Source organism: Peribacillus frigoritolerans, from assembly GCF_004358755.1.
Taxonomy (GTDB): Bacteria; Bacillota; Bacilli; order Bacillales; family Bacillaceae; genus Bacillus_P.
The window spans coordinates 20,820-37,328 of sequence record NZ_SMZY01000001.1 but is presented as its reverse complement, the minus strand read 5'-3'; the positions used below and the strand labels follow the sequence as shown (position 1 = coordinate 37,328).

At 40.5% G+C, this 16,509-nt stretch carries 15 protein-coding genes; all 15 read right to left on the bottom strand.

Annotated elements, in window-relative coordinates:
• Positions 1-31 precede the first annotated feature (31 nt).
• Positions 32-430, bottom strand: a complete 399-nt coding sequence (locus E2R53_RS00175; protein WP_286166025.1) for a cytosolic protein — start codon at positions 428-430, stop codon at positions 32-34.
• A 166-nt stretch (positions 431-596) separates the two neighbouring features.
• On the bottom strand, positions 597-977 hold the full coding sequence (gene speD / locus E2R53_RS00170; RefSeq protein WP_070877709.1) for an adenosylmethionine decarboxylase: 381 nt from the start codon (positions 975-977) through the stop codon (positions 597-599).
• Positions 978-1,386: 409 nt separating this feature from the next.
• Positions 1,387-2,409: a glyceraldehyde-3-phosphate dehydrogenase gene (locus E2R53_RS00165; RefSeq protein ID WP_133309892.1), complete on the bottom strand. Its 1,023-nt coding sequence runs from the start codon at positions 2,407-2,409 to the stop codon at positions 1,387-1,389.
• Between the two features lie 121 nt (positions 2,410-2,530).
• Entirely contained in the window at positions 2,531-3,136 is a 606-nt protein-coding gene (coaE, locus tag E2R53_RS00160) for a dephospho-CoA kinase (protein ID WP_133309891.1), read from the bottom strand.
• A 16-nt stretch (positions 3,137-3,152) separates the two neighbouring features.
• Entirely contained in the window at positions 3,153-3,788 is a 636-nt protein-coding gene (gene ytaF / locus E2R53_RS00155) for a sporulation membrane protein YtaF (protein WP_133309890.1), read from the bottom strand.
• A gap of 64 nt (positions 3,789-3,852) precedes the next feature.
• A complete protein-coding gene (gene mutM / locus E2R53_RS00150; RefSeq protein WP_133309889.1) occupies positions 3,853-4,677 on the bottom strand; it encodes a DNA-formamidopyrimidine glycosylase in 825 nt (274 codons plus the stop codon).
• 12 nt (positions 4,678-4,689) lie between these two features.
• A complete protein-coding gene (polA, locus tag E2R53_RS00145) occupies positions 4,690-7,320 on the bottom strand; it encodes a DNA polymerase I (RefSeq protein ID WP_133309888.1) in 2,631 nt (876 codons plus the stop codon).
• Between the two features lie 146 nt (positions 7,321-7,466).
• Positions 7,467-8,402: a protease modulator HflC gene (gene hflC / locus E2R53_RS00140; RefSeq protein WP_133309887.1), complete on the bottom strand. Its 936-nt coding sequence runs from the start codon at positions 8,400-8,402 to the stop codon at positions 7,467-7,469.
• Positions 8,392-9,372, bottom strand: a complete 981-nt coding sequence (gene hflK, locus E2R53_RS00135) for an FtsH protease activity modulator HflK (protein ID WP_133309886.1) — start codon at positions 9,370-9,372, stop codon at positions 8,392-8,394. Before hflK ends, hflC begins: the two co-directional genes overlap by 11 nt.
• A gap of 218 nt (positions 9,373-9,590) precedes the next feature.
• Positions 9,591-11,351, bottom strand: a complete 1,761-nt coding sequence (gene pnpS, locus E2R53_RS00130) for a two-component system histidine kinase PnpS (RefSeq protein ID WP_133309885.1) — start codon at positions 11,349-11,351, stop codon at positions 9,591-9,593.
• Positions 11,344-12,063: a response regulator transcription factor gene (locus E2R53_RS00125; protein ID WP_133309884.1), complete on the bottom strand. Its 720-nt coding sequence runs from the start codon at positions 12,061-12,063 to the stop codon at positions 11,344-11,346. The genes pnpS and E2R53_RS00125 overlap by 8 nt, the downstream gene beginning before the upstream one ends.
• A 371-nt stretch (positions 12,064-12,434) precedes the next feature.
• Entirely contained in the window at positions 12,435-12,911 is a 477-nt protein-coding gene (locus E2R53_RS00120; protein WP_133309883.1) for a MaoC/PaaZ C-terminal domain-containing protein, read from the bottom strand.
• Between the two features lie 80 nt (positions 12,912-12,991).
• Entirely contained in the window at positions 12,992-13,930 is a 939-nt protein-coding gene (mdh, locus tag E2R53_RS00115) for a malate dehydrogenase (protein ID WP_133309882.1), read from the bottom strand.
• Between the two features lie 70 nt (positions 13,931-14,000).
• Positions 14,001-15,269 carry an NADP-dependent isocitrate dehydrogenase gene (gene icd / locus E2R53_RS00110; protein ID WP_133309881.1) on the bottom strand — a complete coding sequence of 423 codons (1,269 nt, stop codon included), beginning with the start codon at positions 15,267-15,269 and terminating at the stop codon, positions 14,001-14,003.
• 117 nt (positions 15,270-15,386) lie between these two features.
• Positions 15,387-16,505, bottom strand: coding sequence for a citrate synthase (citZ, locus tag E2R53_RS00105; protein ID WP_133309880.1), 1,119 nt, complete (start codon positions 16,503-16,505; stop codon positions 15,387-15,389).
• Between the last annotated feature and the right edge of the window lie 4 nt (positions 16,506-16,509).

Here is a 16,509-nt window from a genome sequence, read left to right as displayed (position 1 = left end):
TTTTATGAAAATAAATGACATGCAGCAAAAATCACTTTGAATGCAGTCCTGTTCCTATAAACGGCAGTGCCTTGTTCAGCTTCTCATATGAATCAATAATCAGCTTACGGCTGAATCCGAAATCACTTGCCAATTTAGTATCTGTTGATACATTAAAATCAATGGCTGTTTCATAAGGTCTTACCGAAACGATCGTGATAATCATCAGCGCTTTTTTCGGTTTGTCGATTACTACGCTGATTTCGCCGCGGTCTTCTGATACAGATGTAACCGTCGCACCGGGCTGTTTGCTGAATGACTGTTCAACTGCTTCAATTGCCTTTTTCGCGGTTGTTTTATAATAATGGCTTTTTAAAGCGTCGTCGTAATGATTTTCGGATGTTTCCTGACCTGTAGAAAGAAAAACTTTCATTTTTCGCAGCATGCTCATAGTCGAAGTAAAGCTCCTTTTATTGTTTTCTGTATGTAAATTTGTCATTCTTTAACAATCGTGCAGGCAGCACTGAGTTTTTTATCATTTCAAAAAATTAATATGAAGCATAAGAAAAAGAGGTGCAGTTCGCACCTCTTTTATTTTACATTAAAATCATTCATCATTAAAGAGCTTTTACTTGAGCTTGTTTAACTTGTACAGGACCCATGCCGCGCGGAATTTCGATATTCTCGCGAGTTTGTGCTCCAAGAGCTTCTGCAATATAGTCTGCAGCAATATTCGGATTTAAGTCACCGCATGTGTATACATCGATGCTTGCATATCCGTGTTCAGGAAAGCTGTGGATGGTTAAATGTGATTCAGAGATGATAACAACTCCGCTTACACCTTGTGGAGCAAATTTATGAAAGGCAACCTCGCGTACTTCGGCACCTGATTTTAAAGCAGCATTTACAAAAGTCTTTTCAATGTATTCCATATCGTTCAGCTTATCAAAGTCGCATCCCCATAATTCTGAGATAACGTGTCTTCCCATTGTTTCCATTTTTAATGGATCCCCCTTTAGCAAAATTAGTTTACATGAATTCTTCGCAAATGGATTGTTCAACTACCACGGGGGAAAGTTAGTCCAAAGAGGTCCTAACCCTTTAAGTAGCCACAAGGCCGCGCTTAGTAAGAAGTTCACGAAAAATAGTATACTTCCTTTAGTTTGTTTTTGCAACAAACTTTTTTTGAAAAAATACAGCACCTTTTCTCACATGAACCGCAGAGCCCGTCAAAACTGATTTTTTAAGCAGCCCATTTTTTTGATTACGATACTGGTTGGCGATTACTTGCTAAAGCTGATAACTGTGAATATCCAGACATTTACATAACTCTTGCGGAACTAACACTCATTCTGGGCCAAAAAAAAACAGGCTGCAAGCGCAGCCTGTTTTCATTTTATCATCCTATTAAACTGCAGACAGCTTCTTCATTTTTGAAGCAACAAACTGGACTAAGTCAACGACTCTGCAAGAATATCCCCATTCATTGTCATACCACGCAAGCACTTTTATCTTGCGGCCTGCCATCACAATTGTTGATAAACCATCAATGATTGCAGAATGAGGGTTTGTGTTGAAATCTATGGAAACAAGCGGCTCTGTTGTGAAGTCAAGCACTCCTTGCAAAGGCCCGCTTGCAGCAGTCATAAATGCTGAGCTTACCTCCTCAACTGTTACATCCCTCTTCACATCCACTACAAGATCTACCAGTGAAACATTTGGCGTCGGCACTCTGAGCGCCATGCCATGCAGTTTCCCTTGAAGATGCGGCAATACAAGCGACAGCGCCTTTGCGGCTCCTGTAGTTGTAGGAATAATAGACTGGCCGCAGGCTCTTGCTCTGCGAAGGTCTTTATGAGGATTATCTATGTTTTTTTGATCATTTGTGTAAGCATGTACTGTCGTCATTAATCCGTTTTCAATTCCGAATTGCTCATCGAGTACTTTCACAACTGGAGCGAGACAGTTAGTTGTGCAGGAAGCATTGGAAATAATAACGTGCTGCTCATTATTGTAAGCCTCTTCATTTACGCCCATCACAATTGTTACGTCTTCGTTTTTGCCAGGTGCCGTCAAGACAACTTTTTTGGCCCCTGCCTGTACATGGTACATGGCTTTTTCGGCGTCATTGAACTTACCCGTTGCTTCAATGACGATATCGATATCCATCAATCCCCAAGGCAGATCCCTTGGATCTCTGAAATTCAGCAGCTGAATTTTTTGTCCATTTACAAGTAAATAATCATCGAATGGAAGAACTTCTCCCTCGAATTTCCCGTGATTTGTATCATATTTTATCATGTGCGCCAACGTCTCAGCCGGATAGCTTGCGTTAATCGCTACAATCGATAAATTCTCTTCAAAGATTGCTTTTCTAAATACCATTCTCCCAATGCGACCAAAACCGTTAATGGCAATCTTCGCTTTCATACCATTACCCCTTCCGGATTATGTGATATACTAATATATGCTTAATTTCATAAATAGTATATCACATTTAACCACTATTAGGATGATTAAATTCTTTTTTTTTCAAAAAAAGAATCAAGCTTCATTCAGAAGCAAGATTCCATTTTTTCATCAGATCTTCGAATTGCTTTTTCGTTGACTGAAGCGAGCCGTTGTTATCAATTACTTCGTCTGCTTTCTCCTTTTTATCCTTTAGAGGCAGCTGAGACTGAATCCGCCATTCAGCTTCCTGCTTAGTCAATTGATTCCGGTTCATCAGCCTCTCAAGCTGCACACTGGGGTCTACATAAACAACAACGGTCAGGTCTGCCATATGTGATAAATTGCTTTCAAATAAGAGAGGAATATCCAGCACTACTGCAGGCTCATTTCTTTTTTCAGCATCCTCTTTTTGCTGAAGCATTTCCCTGCGGACTGCAGGGTGAACGATGCCGTTCAGTTTTTTTCTCTCTGTTTCGTTCTGAAAAACGATGCTGCCTAACTTTTCACGGTCAATTGAGCCATCATCTTTTAAGATGCTGCGGCCAAAAGTCTCCACGACTAAATGATAAGCAGGTTCTCCCGCTTCCACTACTTGTTTGGCGATTACATCTGCATCAATTACCGGGATATTTGCTTCCTTAAACATGTTTGAGACTGTGCTTTTACCGCTTGCTATGCCTCCTGTTAATCCAATCGCCAATGTCACTTTGAATCCCCCTTGCCTAAAGCTTCCAGATGCCTAAAACAATCAGCAGGACACCTGGTAAAAAAGTGAGTTTATCCATCCAGGCAAACCGTGAAAACAGATGGCCCGATTTGATACCAAACGCCACAAACAATGAGCTCATAACAGCTGCCAGCAAACTGGTCATAATAGGTGAATAACCTAATAGAGCAGCGCCGATACCCGCTCCAAACGCATCCAGTGATAACGCAAAACCAAGCAGCAGTGCCTCTATTCCTGTAATGGTTCCGGATTTATCCAGATCTGCCGCAGTTGGCCTGCTCAATATATTAATCACGATGCCAAACGATTTAATCTCTAAGTTGAGCAGTGTTTTCTCCGATTCTTCCTGAGTCATTTCCTTTACCGGACGAAAAAACTGATAAAGAACCCAGGCTCCAATAGCAATTAAGATGATGCCACCAAGTTTAGCAGTCAGACTATGAGGAAGAAAGGACGTGAGCAGATGCCCTGCTCCCATTGCTAAAAGCAAAGTCACTGCTGAACAGCAGGCAATAATAATAATTGACTTAATCGGCATGCTCATTTTTCTTAATCCATAAGTAAACCCGACTGAAAAACTATCCAAACTTACTGCAAATGCTAATAAAAAGAGTGATGTAACTGCAACCATAAACCATGCCCCTTCCGCAAAAGCTACGGTAGTATATGACAATGACCTATGAGTTGTTAAAGTTCTATCGCTGGCAGTTTTCGCAGTAGTGTGTTCCTCTGCCCCCTACAGCTGTTTTGATTAATGTTTTTCCGCATACTTTACACGGCTCATTCGTTCTTCCGTAAACAAACAATTCAAGCTGGAACATACCAATCTGTCCTTGTGTATTGACGTAAGATCTTATGGTGCTTCCGCCTTTTTCAACCGCTTCGCTTAAAGTAAGAATAATCTCATGGTGCAGCTTTATCATTTCCTCATCCGACAATTCGTTTGAAGGGCGTTCAGGGTGAATGCCCGCACGGAATAAAGCCTCATCAACATATATATTCCCTAGTCCAACCATCACTTTTTGATCAAGCAGGACAACTTTTATTTTACGATTTGTTTTTTGAAGCTTTTCGCTTAGATAACTCACTGTAAAATGCTCAGAAAAAGGTTCAGGTCCTAAATGCGATAAAGGAAGATCTAGTTCTTCCTCTCCCTTTTTGAAAAGATGCATTGTTCCAAACTTTCGTACATCTTTATACCTTAGTTCTGTGCCGTCTGTCATCACAAATACAACATGTGTATGCTTATCAATCTGGTCAGAGTCCTTGTAAAGGCCGTACCTTCCTTCCATTCTCAGATGTGAAACGAGCACATAATCATCAAGGAAAAATTTAAGAAACTTTCCCCGTCTCCCAACATCATGGATTGTCTGGCCAATTACAGCATCCTGGAATTGTTCGGTCACTTCAGGTCTTTTAATAATTTTAGGCCAATGGATATAAACCGCTGCAATTGTTTTTCCTTTTACAAGTTCAATAAGTGTTCGTCTGACGGTTTCAACCTCTGGCAATTCAGGCATCTTATCACTTCCTTATTTTGCGTCATACCAAGATGATCCGAATGAATAATCAACTTTAAGCGGCACCTTGAGTTCAACTGCATGCTCCATCACTTGCGGAACCAGTTTTTCAAGAATTTCAATTTCATCTTTAGGAGCTTCAAAGATCAATTCATCGTGTACCTGCAGCAATAATCGCGTTTTCAGTTTTTTCTCTTTCAGCTGTGCAGCCATATCAATCATCGCTTTTTTTATGATATCAGCGGCGCTTCCCTGTATCGGAGTATTCATAGCCGTTCTCTCGGCAAAGCTGCGCACATTAAAATTCCTGCTTGTAATCTCTGGAATATAGCGGCGGCGCTGAAGCAGCGTTTTTACATAGCCATTTTGCTTTGCTTCCTGAACGATTTCCTCCATGTACTCTTTAACACCTTCGAAGCTTTCAAGGTAACGCTTAATAAATTCACCCGCTTCTTTTCGGGTAATATTTAAGCTTTGAGATAGACCATAATCACTGATTCCGTAGACGATTCCAAAGTTTACGGCTTTTGCCTGTCGTCTCATATTGGAAGTCACGGCGTCAGCTTCAACATGGAAGACATCCATTGCTGTTTTTGTATGAATGTCCAGATCATTTTGAAAGGCTTCGATCAAATTTCTGTCTCCTGCTATATGGGCAAGAACTCTGAGCTCAATTTGAGAATAGTCTGCAGCGAACATTACCCAGTCGGATTCGGAAGGGACAAAGGCCTGACGAATTTTCCGCCCTTCTTCTAATCGGATCGGAATGTTCTGCAGGTTCGGGTCTGTTGAGCTTAACCGCCCAGTCTGAGTCAATGTCTGAACATATCTTGTATGAACTTTATTTGTGTCGCGGTGAACAACTTTAAGCAATCCTTCAATATAGGTTGACTGCAGCTTCCCAAGCTGACGGTAGTGAAGGATTTCCTGAACGATTTCATGTTTATCCGCAAGTTTTTCCAGGACATCAGCCGATGTAGAATAGCCTGTTTTCGTCTTTTTAACTGCCGGAAGCTGAAGCTTATCAAATAAAATGACTCCTAGCTGCTTCGGAGAATTAATATTGAACGCTTCACCGGCTAAGCGATGGATATTCTCTTCAAGCGTTTTTAACCGTTCAGTCAGCTGCTGCCCCATATCGTTTAAACGGTTCACATCAACCGTCACACCTGTTGCTTCCATCTCAGCCAAAATGATTGAAAGCGGCATTTCAAGATCCTGGTAAAGTTCAAGCTGTTCATTCTCTTCCAGCTCAAGCTGCAGTTTTTCTCTGACAGTTTGCAGAGCAATGCCTTTGCGCACTAAGTGTTCCGCAAGTTTTTCTGTATCAGGAATCCCCCTCTTGGCTCCTTTTCCATAAACAGCGTCATTTGACTGAACAATATGTATGCCTTTATGGCGGGCAACACTTGCCGCATCATCAAACGTTTGTGAAGGGTCTAAGATGTATGCCGCAAGCAAAACATCAAATTCAACCGCATTCAGATCAATCCCCTGCCAATGAAGAGCCACAATCGATTGTTTAGCATCATACACAGTTTTGCGCTTCGTATGATCTGACGCCCACTTTAAAAACTTTTCAGAGGTTAAAGCCAGTTCAGTCGGAACGTAATAGTTTCCGTTCTCATTTATGATCGCAAGACCAATAATGTCGCTGTTATGATAATTTTCTTCCAATACTTCAACGATTAATACAGCTTCATCTGTAAGCAGATCATCTGTTATGTCTTCCGCGGTTTCATATTCGACATCCTCAATTGGCTGTTCCTCAATCTCTGCTTCCGCACCAAGCTTCTCAAGCAATGAATTGAACCCCAGTTCTTTGTAAATTCCTGCAACATTCTTTACATCGTAGCCCCCGTACTGCACATCAGCTAGTGTTATTTCTACAGGTGCAGCACAGTTGATTGTTGCAAGCTCCTTGCTCATGATGGCCTGATCCTTGTTTTCTTCAAGCTTCTCTTTTAACTTCTTACCGGTCACCTGATCCAGCGATTCAAGGAGACGTTCAAGCGTTTCGTGCTCCTTAAGCAGCTTAATCGCTGTCTTCTCTCCAACTCCTGGAACTCCGGGGATATTATCCGAGCTGTCACCCATTAATCCTTTCATATCCACAATCTGAGCCGGAACAAGTCCATATTTCTCCTGAACAAACTCAGGTGTATAGGAATCAACGTCTGTAATTCCTTTTCTCGTAATATCAACTGTTATATGATCTGAAACAAGCTGGGTTAAATCTTTATCACCCGAGATGACTTTCACTTCAAATCCATCACGTTCAGCTTGCTTTGATAGAGTTCCGATAATGTCATCGGCTTCAAAATTCGGAAGTTCATAGCGTGATATGCTGTAGGCATCCAGCAGCTCGCGGATAAACGGAAACTGCTCAGAGAGCTCAGGCGGGGTCTTCTGTCTTCCGCCTTTATATTCTTTAAACGTTTCATGTCTGAAAGTAGTTTTCCCTGCATCAAATGCAACAAGAAGGTGTGAAGGTTTTTCATCCTCAAGTATTTTCATAAGTATCATAGTAAATCCATATATAGCATTCGTATGTACGCCTTTATCGTTATTCAGCAATGGCAAGGCAAAAAAAGCGCGATAGGCAATGCTGTTCCCGTCAATGAGAACGAGTTTTTTTGTCATTCAACCGAACCTCCTGTATGTAAGAAATACACCTTATTCATGGGTTTTTCATAAGAAAAAACCCATGATTTATCTTTCTCTATTCTACCATGAGAGGCAGAAAGAAAGAAAATCAAGGGCTTATATTTCTGTTTAGCTGATTAGGTTTATTCCGTCTCACCCATCAATGTTTTGGCATATTCGGAGTCAAACGGCATGATAATGACTGTTTCATTGCCGATTGTTTTCTTATAGGATTCCAGTGTTCGGTACAGCTCATAGAATGCTGGGTCTTTTGAATAAGAGCTATTGTAAACTTTACCTGCTTCCTTTTCACCCTGGCTTCGGATGACGTCTGCGTCTGCAGCTGCTTTAGCAAGCATTTCTTTTACCGTCCGGTCTGTTTCTGCAATAATCGTATTTTTCCGCGCATCTCCCATGGATAAATACTCCTGTGCCGTTGACTGTCGCTCTGAAATCATTCTGGTATAAACCGATTCCTCATTATCTTCCGGCAGATCTGTCCGTTTAATCCGCACGTCCGTTACACTGATGCCGTATCCGTCTTTTTCAAGAAGAGAATTTACAATCTCCGTTACTTTATCGTTAATGCTTCCCCTGGATGATTTTTCATCGTTGATGATCTCATCATAGTTTAATTTCCCAAGCTCAGAACGAACGGTTGAGAACGTAAATTCCGCCATCTTTGTTTCTGCGTTTACAAGCGTTCTTGCATTGGCAATTAATTTTTTCGGGTCATCTACCTTCCACACAGCATAGTTGTCTATCAAGATCCGCTTTTTATCTTTTGTGTTTATTTCCGCCTCTTCTACGTCAAAAGTCATTTGGTATTTTGGAATGGAAGATACCGTTTGAACAAATGGTATTTTTATGTGCAGTCCAGGTTTTTCAATAATTTTTACAACTTCTCCAAACTGGCGGATTACTTTGTACTCATTTTCTTTTACTACAAACAGATTTGTAAGCAGGACAATGGCAAGGATGAGCGTTAAAATAAGCCAGATCCCAGCGCGGATATATTTTCCGTATCCGCTGAAATCTCTGCGCTGATTTTTCATTTTGACTAGATTATCATTGGCCATTTTTATCACTTCCTTCTTCATCTGCTGCTTTTGGCTTTGCCTCTGTTTGCTTTTGCATGTCGCCAATCGGGAAATACTTCATTGTGTTGCCGTCATCTTTCATAAAATAAATCGTTGCTCCCGGAAGCACTTGATCAATCGTTTCAAGGATCAGACGTTTCTCCGTGATTGCTTTAGCATTCTGATATTCACCCAGAACGGCATTGAATGTAGCTACCTCACCGCGCGCTTTCTCTATTCTTGCGGTTTTATCCGCTTCAGCTTTTGATTTTAATGCATTTTTTTCTCCCTCTGCCTCTTGAGTCCGCTGATTCGAGTATTTCTTTGCTTCATTTATTTTAGTGTTCATTGTTTCACGTGCACTTGTTACATCTGTAAATGCTTTACGGACCTCATCATTCGGCAGATCAACATCCTGAAGCTTAACTGCAAGTATAGAGATGCCGATATCGTATTTTTCAACAAGGGAGATTAACAGTTCCTGTACATCTTCCTCAATTTCTACCTTTCCGGATGTTAGTGCATCATCAATAATTGAACTTCCGATAATACTTCTTAAAGATGCAGATGTTGCATCATATAAAATTTCCTGAGGATCCTCCGAGTTAAATAAATATTTTTCAGGATTGGTTATTTTCCATTGCACAACCATATCAGCCAAAACAATATTTTCATCACCTGTGATCATTTTTGTATCTTTTGGAAATGATTTTACATCTCCATCCTTTTCTGTGTAGCCAAACTGAAGACTGAATGTTTCTTTTGACAGTTTTTCTACAGATTGAACCGGCCATGGCATTTTAAAGTGAAGCCCGGGTTCACTGATGCCTTCTTCCACTTCACCAAATGTGATAATAACAGCCTGATCCGATTCATCCACCGTATACCAGGTTGTAAATGCAAGAATAGCTAGAACAATCACTAATAAGACAGCTCCGATTATTGTATAAATGCGCTTGATGCTGATCATTTCTATGCCCCCTTTTTACCTTCCCAAATATTTACGCAGGTTAGGTGAAAAAGTTTCATTTTTTTGGAAGCAGTTTAAATAATAGAACAAAAAAAGGGACGAGAACAGGGAATGTTCTCGTCCAAAAGATTGGCTCCTTGGATGAAGGGGTTTTCACTTATTATATTATCAGCACTTTATTAAGCAAAATTAAATGTGATGTAAATAATATGTAAACCCTACTCCAAATGATGATTTTTTTTCAGCTTTACTGTGAAAGTGGTTCCTTCCCCTACCGTGCTGTTTACAAAAATCTGCCCCTTATGCGCTTCAACCAAATGTTTAACAATAGCAAGTCCCAGCCCCGTTCCTCCCGAATTTCGGCTTCTTGCTTTATCTACTCTGTAAAAACGTTCAAAAATCCTTGGAATTTCTTCTTTTTCAATTCCAATTCCTGTATCACTGACAATAAAAGCTGCATGACTTTCACCGTCTTTTAAAAACACCTGGACTTTACCGCCTTTAGGCGTATAGTTCAAGGCATTGCTAATAAGATTAATAAAGATTTGCTTTAGACGATAAACATCCCCAAACACATACAGTTCATCGGAATTCACATGAAGTGATAACTCAATTTCTTTCTCAACTGCTTTACTTCTAAGAATGATAATGACTTCTTCAAGGATCTCCTTTGCATTGCAGTTTTGAAGATTAAGCTTGAAGCCCTGCTGTTCTATTTTTGATAAGTCAAGCAAGTCCTGAATCAAGGTTTGCAGTCTGTCACTTTCTTTAAGAATAATGGAAAGGAAATACTCCAGGGTCTGCCTGTCCTCGAGTGCACCGTCAAGCAGCGTTTCTGTAAATCCTTTAATCGATGTAATGGGCGTTTTCAGCTCATGAGATACGTTCGCAACGAAGTCTTTTCTCATTTGCTCAAGTTTTTTCAGTTCCGTAATATCATGAAAAACAAGAACAATGCCCTTCCATTCATCATTGGTGCCAATAATCGGAGCACCGTATACTTCAAAATGCCTGCGCTCTATTTTAAGAGGAAGATGCAGCTGTTTTCTCGCCTTGATTTCGGTCATAAAGATGTGCTCGACCAGATCAACAATTTCTTTATGCTGAAAGGCTTCATAATAAAGCTTATATAAAAAGTCGGTGGATTCAATATTGAATAATTCTTTGTAGGCGCGATTGACTAGATTGATATATCCTCTGCCATCAATCAAAATCAAGCCGCTTCCCATGTTTTCTATTAGTGTCTGGAGACGATCCTGCTGCATTTCCTGGGCACGGTTCATATCCTGGAGATTTCTTGCAAGAACATTGATGGATTGACTGAGCATGCCGGTTTCATCAAGATGATCTTCATACGTTCTCGCTTTATAGTTGCCTTTTGCAAGCTCCATAGCCACATTTGTGGCTGATTCAATCGGTTTTGTATAACGGGAAGTAATCCTTAAAGCAAGCAGGAGAATGACTAGAAGAGCCAAACCAAGGCTCGCAATAAGAAGCCCCCATATTTGCTGATTGATTTTCTTTAAGGAATTTTCTGTTGAGCTAAGGATAATGTAGCCCTGCTTCACATCATTCTCATAGTAAGGCAAACCATAGATATAAAGATTTTCTTCCTCGATACTGAGTTTGAATCCTTTATTGGAATTGCGGTGTTTTATAAGAATTTCTTTTGCAATTGCATCATGATCTTGCTGAAAAGGCCCGGCATCCTTTAATACATTTCCGTTTCGGTCATAAATTGTAATATGAGATTTGATTGTTTCGCTGTAGTTTTTAAGAAATGAATCAAAATTAGGTGAAGTCAATCCCTTTTCCTGAATAAAAAGTTCCGTTATTTTTGCCTCTTCTTTTATCCGCTCTTGAAAGGAATTCATATAATAACTGCCGAAAATTTGTCCAAGAAGCAGCCCAAGGCCAATTAAAACCGCAATGATCAGCGTGATAAGAGCAAAAATCAGGCGTGAACGAAACCTATTCATCCATTCTTGGCTCCTCGAGCTTGTATCCCAGTCCCCTTATCGTTTTTATGTAGAGCGGCTTTTTTGTGTTTCGCTCAATTTTTTCACGCAAGTGGCTGATATGTACATCGACTATTCGTGTATCTCCGGCAAAGTCATAGTTCCAGACAGCGCTCAGCAGCTGGTCCCTTGTCAGCACGCGGCCCTTATGTCTGGCTAAATAAACAAGAAGTTCGAATTCTTTAGGAGTCAGCTCAAGACGTTCATCCCCGAAATAGGCTTCGTAATGTTCTGGAAGGATTTTCAGATCTCCAATCATCATTCTTTCAGAAGTATCAAGTTCTTTAATTTCTGGATCAGATGAAGTCTGTGTTCTTCTTAAAATGGCTTTTACCCTAGCAACAACTTCTCTTGGGCTAAAAGGCTTTGTCATATAGTCATCTGCGCCAAGTTCTAAGCCAAGAACTTTATCAAATTCATCATCTTTTGCTGTCAGCATCAGAATCGGCACCATGATTTTCTTTTGTCTAAGCTGTTTGCATACCTCTATGCCGTCCATTTTTGGAAGCATGAGATCGAGCACCATTAAATCTGGTGATTCATTCAGCCCCTTTTCGAGACCTTCTTCTCCATCGATTGCTGTAATTACTTCAAAACCCGCTTGAATAAGATTGTATTGAAGCAAGGTTAAAATTGATTGTTCGTCATCTACGACCAGAATTTTCTTACTCATATAAGCCTCCACCAAATAGTTTTACCCCAAACAATCCAAATTGCTTATCTCTTTTTATATCTCCATTATAGAGGATAGTTGTAATTGAACAAATGTTTTCTTTCAGATCGTACAGTTCTCCTATAATCAGGCAGGTTACTATTCTTTAGAATGACCAATAAAAGCAGACAAATTCCTATTGTATTCTTAGCAGAACATAAGGACACGAATCAAAAAAAGGCTGTTTCGCATAAATTCTTGTTTTTTGATTATAAATGTTGTCCGTTCCATTCCGCTCCAGTAGAGGTTTTAAGCATTAGTCTAAATGCAACAAAGCATAAGGAAAAGCCAAAAAAATACCAGTATCCGCTTTAGGACACTGGTATGACAAGTTAAAAGTTTTCAAGAGCATGTCCGTCCATTGATGAAAGCTGAACAGGCGGTACAACAATGATCGATCCTTCGATAACAGGCAATTCTTTTTCATTATGCGCTTCTACACGCAAGGTGATCTGATTCTCTTCTTTATTAACATCTATGACTTCAAAGAAAAATTGAATCATGCTGTAATGATAGACTGGCAGTGGAAACGAGAGATTCTGCTGCAGAATGTGACTTCCTGGTCCCGGCAAATATTTAGAAACAGCAGAAGTAATAATTCCTGTAAGCATGATACTTGGTACAATCGGTTTTTCATAAGGTGTTAACGAAGCATAGTCATGCTGAATGTACAGCGGGTTTGCATCATTTGTCAGACCAAGATACAGGAGCAGATCTTTATCTTCAATCTTCTCAGTAAGTGTTAATTTTTCTCCTGTAGTGATTTCATCGATTTGTCTCCCAAGTTTTCTTTTTTTGCCAAGCAGCATTTTCGGTCACCTCCAATAGTGAAAACGTTTACAATTTCATTCTCAATAAAGCTGGAGATCTATCTCCAACTTCTGAGTTATTAAGTAAGAACTTTCATGACGCTTTTTACAGATTCTGCAGACTTTGTTAATGCTTCTTTTTCGTCAGTCGTTAATTCAAGCTCAATAATTTGCTCTAGCCCGTTTCCTCCAAGGATAGTTGGAACACCTAGATAAATTCCTTTATAGCCATATTCGCCTTCGAGATAAACAATCGCAGGGATTACTCGGCGCTGATCTTTAAGGATCGCTTCTGACATTTCAACTAATGAAGCTGCTGGAGCATAATAAGCGCTGCCATTGCCTAATAAGTTAACAATTTCTCCGCCGCCTTTGCGTGTTCTCTCAACGATAGCCTCTAAACGGTCTTTCGGGATTAATGTTTCTAGGGGAATACCGCCTGCATATGAGTAGCGCACGAGCGGCACCATATCATCTCCGTGTCCGCCAAGTACGAAACCTGTTACATCTTTCACTGAAAGATTCAGCTCTTGTGCTACGAATGTACGGAATCGGGCTGTATCAAGCACTCCTGATTGTCCAATTACACGGCTTTTCGGGAATCCTGATTCTTTATACACAGTGTATGTCATAGCATCGACAGGATTTGTTAAAACAATGATGATTGTATTTGGAGAGTATTTCACAATTTCCTTTGTAACGCTTTTCATGATTTTTTGGTTTGTTTGAACTAAGTCATCTCGGCTCATACCTGGTTTGCGGGCGATGCCTGCTGTAATGATGACAATATCAGAATCAGCTGTATCTGCATAATCGCTTGTTCCAATAATATTAGCATCAAATCCTTGAACAGGGCTTGCTTCCAGCATATCTAAAGCTTTCCCTTTAGTGGGATTCTCAAGCTGCGGAATATCTACTAATACGACATCTGAAAGTTCTTTTTGAGCTAATAAAAATGCAGTTGTCGCACCAGTAAAGCCAGCACCGATCACTGAAACCTTTTTGCGTTTCATTCCCATTCAAAACATCCCCTTTACTATGTATGATAAGGCTATTTTTCATAGAAGAAAAATAGCCTTACTGGTTTCCTTACATTTTGCTGATTAGCGCATCAGCGAACTCAGAGCATTTTACTTCTTTAGCGCCGTCCATTAAACGGGCAAAGTCATACGTAACTACTTTGTCTGAGATTGATTGTTCCATTGCGTCAACAACTAATTTAGCTGCTTCATTCCATCCTAAGTGCTCAAGCATTAACACTCCAGAAAGAATGACAGATGATGGATTTACTTTATCAAGTCCTGCATATTTAGGAGCTGTTCCATGCGTAGCTTCGAAGATAGCATGTCCAGTTTCATAGTTGATATTTGCTCCAGGAGCGATACCGATTCCGCCTACTTGAGCAGCAAGGGCATCAGAAATGTAGTCTCCGTTTAAGTTCATTGTTGCAACTACGTCAAATTCACGCGGACGAGTTAAGATCTGCTGCAGGAAGATATCTGCGATAGAATCTTTTACAATGATTTTGCCGGCAGCTTCTGCATCCTGCTGTGCTTTGTTTGCAGCATCCTTGCCGTCTTTTTCAACGATGCGGTCATATTCAGCCCAAGTAAATACTTGATCTCCGAATTCTTTTTCTGCCAGTTCATAGCCCCAGTTCTTGAAAGCTCCTTCAGTATACTTCATGATGTTTCCTTTGTGAACGAGTGTAACTGATTTGCGGCCTTCTTTAATTGCATAATTGATTGCAGCACGCACTAAACGCTGAGTACCCTCTTCAGAAACAGGCTTAATGCCGATGCCTGAAGTTTCAGGGAAGCGGATTTTATTAACGCCTAACTCATTTTTAAGGAATGAAATCAATTTTTCTACTTCCTCAGATCCTTTAGCATACTCAATTCCAGCATAGATATCTTCCGTATTTTCGCGGAAAATGACCATATCTGTATCTTCAGGACGCTTAATTGGAGAAGGAACTCCATTAAAATAGCGTACAGGACGAAGGCAAGTAAACAAATCAAGCTCTTGACGAAGGGCAACATTCAATGAGCGAATTCCTCCGCCTACCGGAGTCGTCAAAGGTCCTTTAATCGCGATGAAGTATTCGCGGATTACTTCAAGTGTTTCTTCAGGAAGCCATTCTCCAGTCTTGTTAAATGCTTTTTCTCCTGCTAAAACTTCTTTCCACTCAATTTTCTTTTCGCCATTATATGCTTTATCAACTGCTGCTTCTAAAACGCGTGAAGCTGCTGCCCAGATATCAGGACCAATTCCGTCCCCTTCAATAAATGGAATGATTGGATTGTTAGGTACGTTTAATACTCCATCTGTTACTGTAATTTTTTGTCCTTGTGTCAAAATAATTACCTCCTGTTATGTATGATAGTTAGAAAAGCGGAATCGCCTGGTTTCTGATTCATCAATAAGAGGCCGGTCCAGTTTTTACTGTAAAGGGCCTCTAATCTTTAAAAGAGATCAGCCGCGCTGTTCGATTGGGACATATTTCTGCATGTCAGGACCTGTATAATCTGCACGCGGGCGGATCAGACGGTTGTTCTCATATTGCTCAAGAATATGAGCGAGCCATCCGGATACACGGCTGACGGCAAAGATTGGCGTGAACAAATCATGATCGATTCCTAAGCTGTGGTACATAGATGCTGAATAAAAATCTACGTTTGGCGGAATGGATTTTTCACTTGTTACGACTTCTTCAATTTTAGTAGAAATTTCAAACCATTTTGGCTCACCAGTGAGGTTCGTCAATTTTTCAGACATTTCCTTCAGATGTTTCGCTCTAGGATCACCTTGGCGGTACACACGGTGTCCAAAGCCCATAATTTTCTCTTTGCGTGCAAACTTTTCATGCAAGTATGACTCAACGTTATCAACATCGCCGATTTCTTTGAGCATTTTCATAACTGCTTCATTTGCACCGCCATGAAGAGGCCCTTTAAGAGCTCCGATTGCTGCAGTCACGCCGGAATATACATCTGATAGTGTTGCTACACATACCCGTGCTGTAAATGTAGATGCATTGAGCTCATGATCCGCATGAAGGACCAGTGCTTTGTTGAAAGCTTCAACTGCTACACCGCTCGGCTCTTCTCCAGTTAAAGTATACAGGAAGTTCGCTGCTAAACTAGCATCAGATTTTGGTTTAATAGGCTCAAGTCCTTTACGGATTCGGGCAAATGCTGCAGCAATTGTCGGCAGTTTAGCCTGAAGGCGGATCGCTTTGCGGTAGTTAGCTTCCGGATCCATTACATCTGCTTCACTGTCAAACAAGCCAAGAAGAGATACAGCTGTACGCAGAGCTGCCATCGGATGTACAGATTTTAAATCGTATGATTTAAAGTGATCGACAACCTCCTGCGGTATTTCAGCATTCTCAGCAAGTTCTTTTTTAATTTCTGCAAGCTGGTCTTTCGTTGGAAGCTTTCTATGCCACAATAAATAAACGACCTCTTCGAAACTAGCATTCTCTGCTAAATCATCGATATTATACCCCGCATATGTAAGAGTATCATCAATAATAGAACTTACAGATGAAGTAGTAGCAACTACTCCTTCTAGACCCCGTGTTGTTGTCATGTAA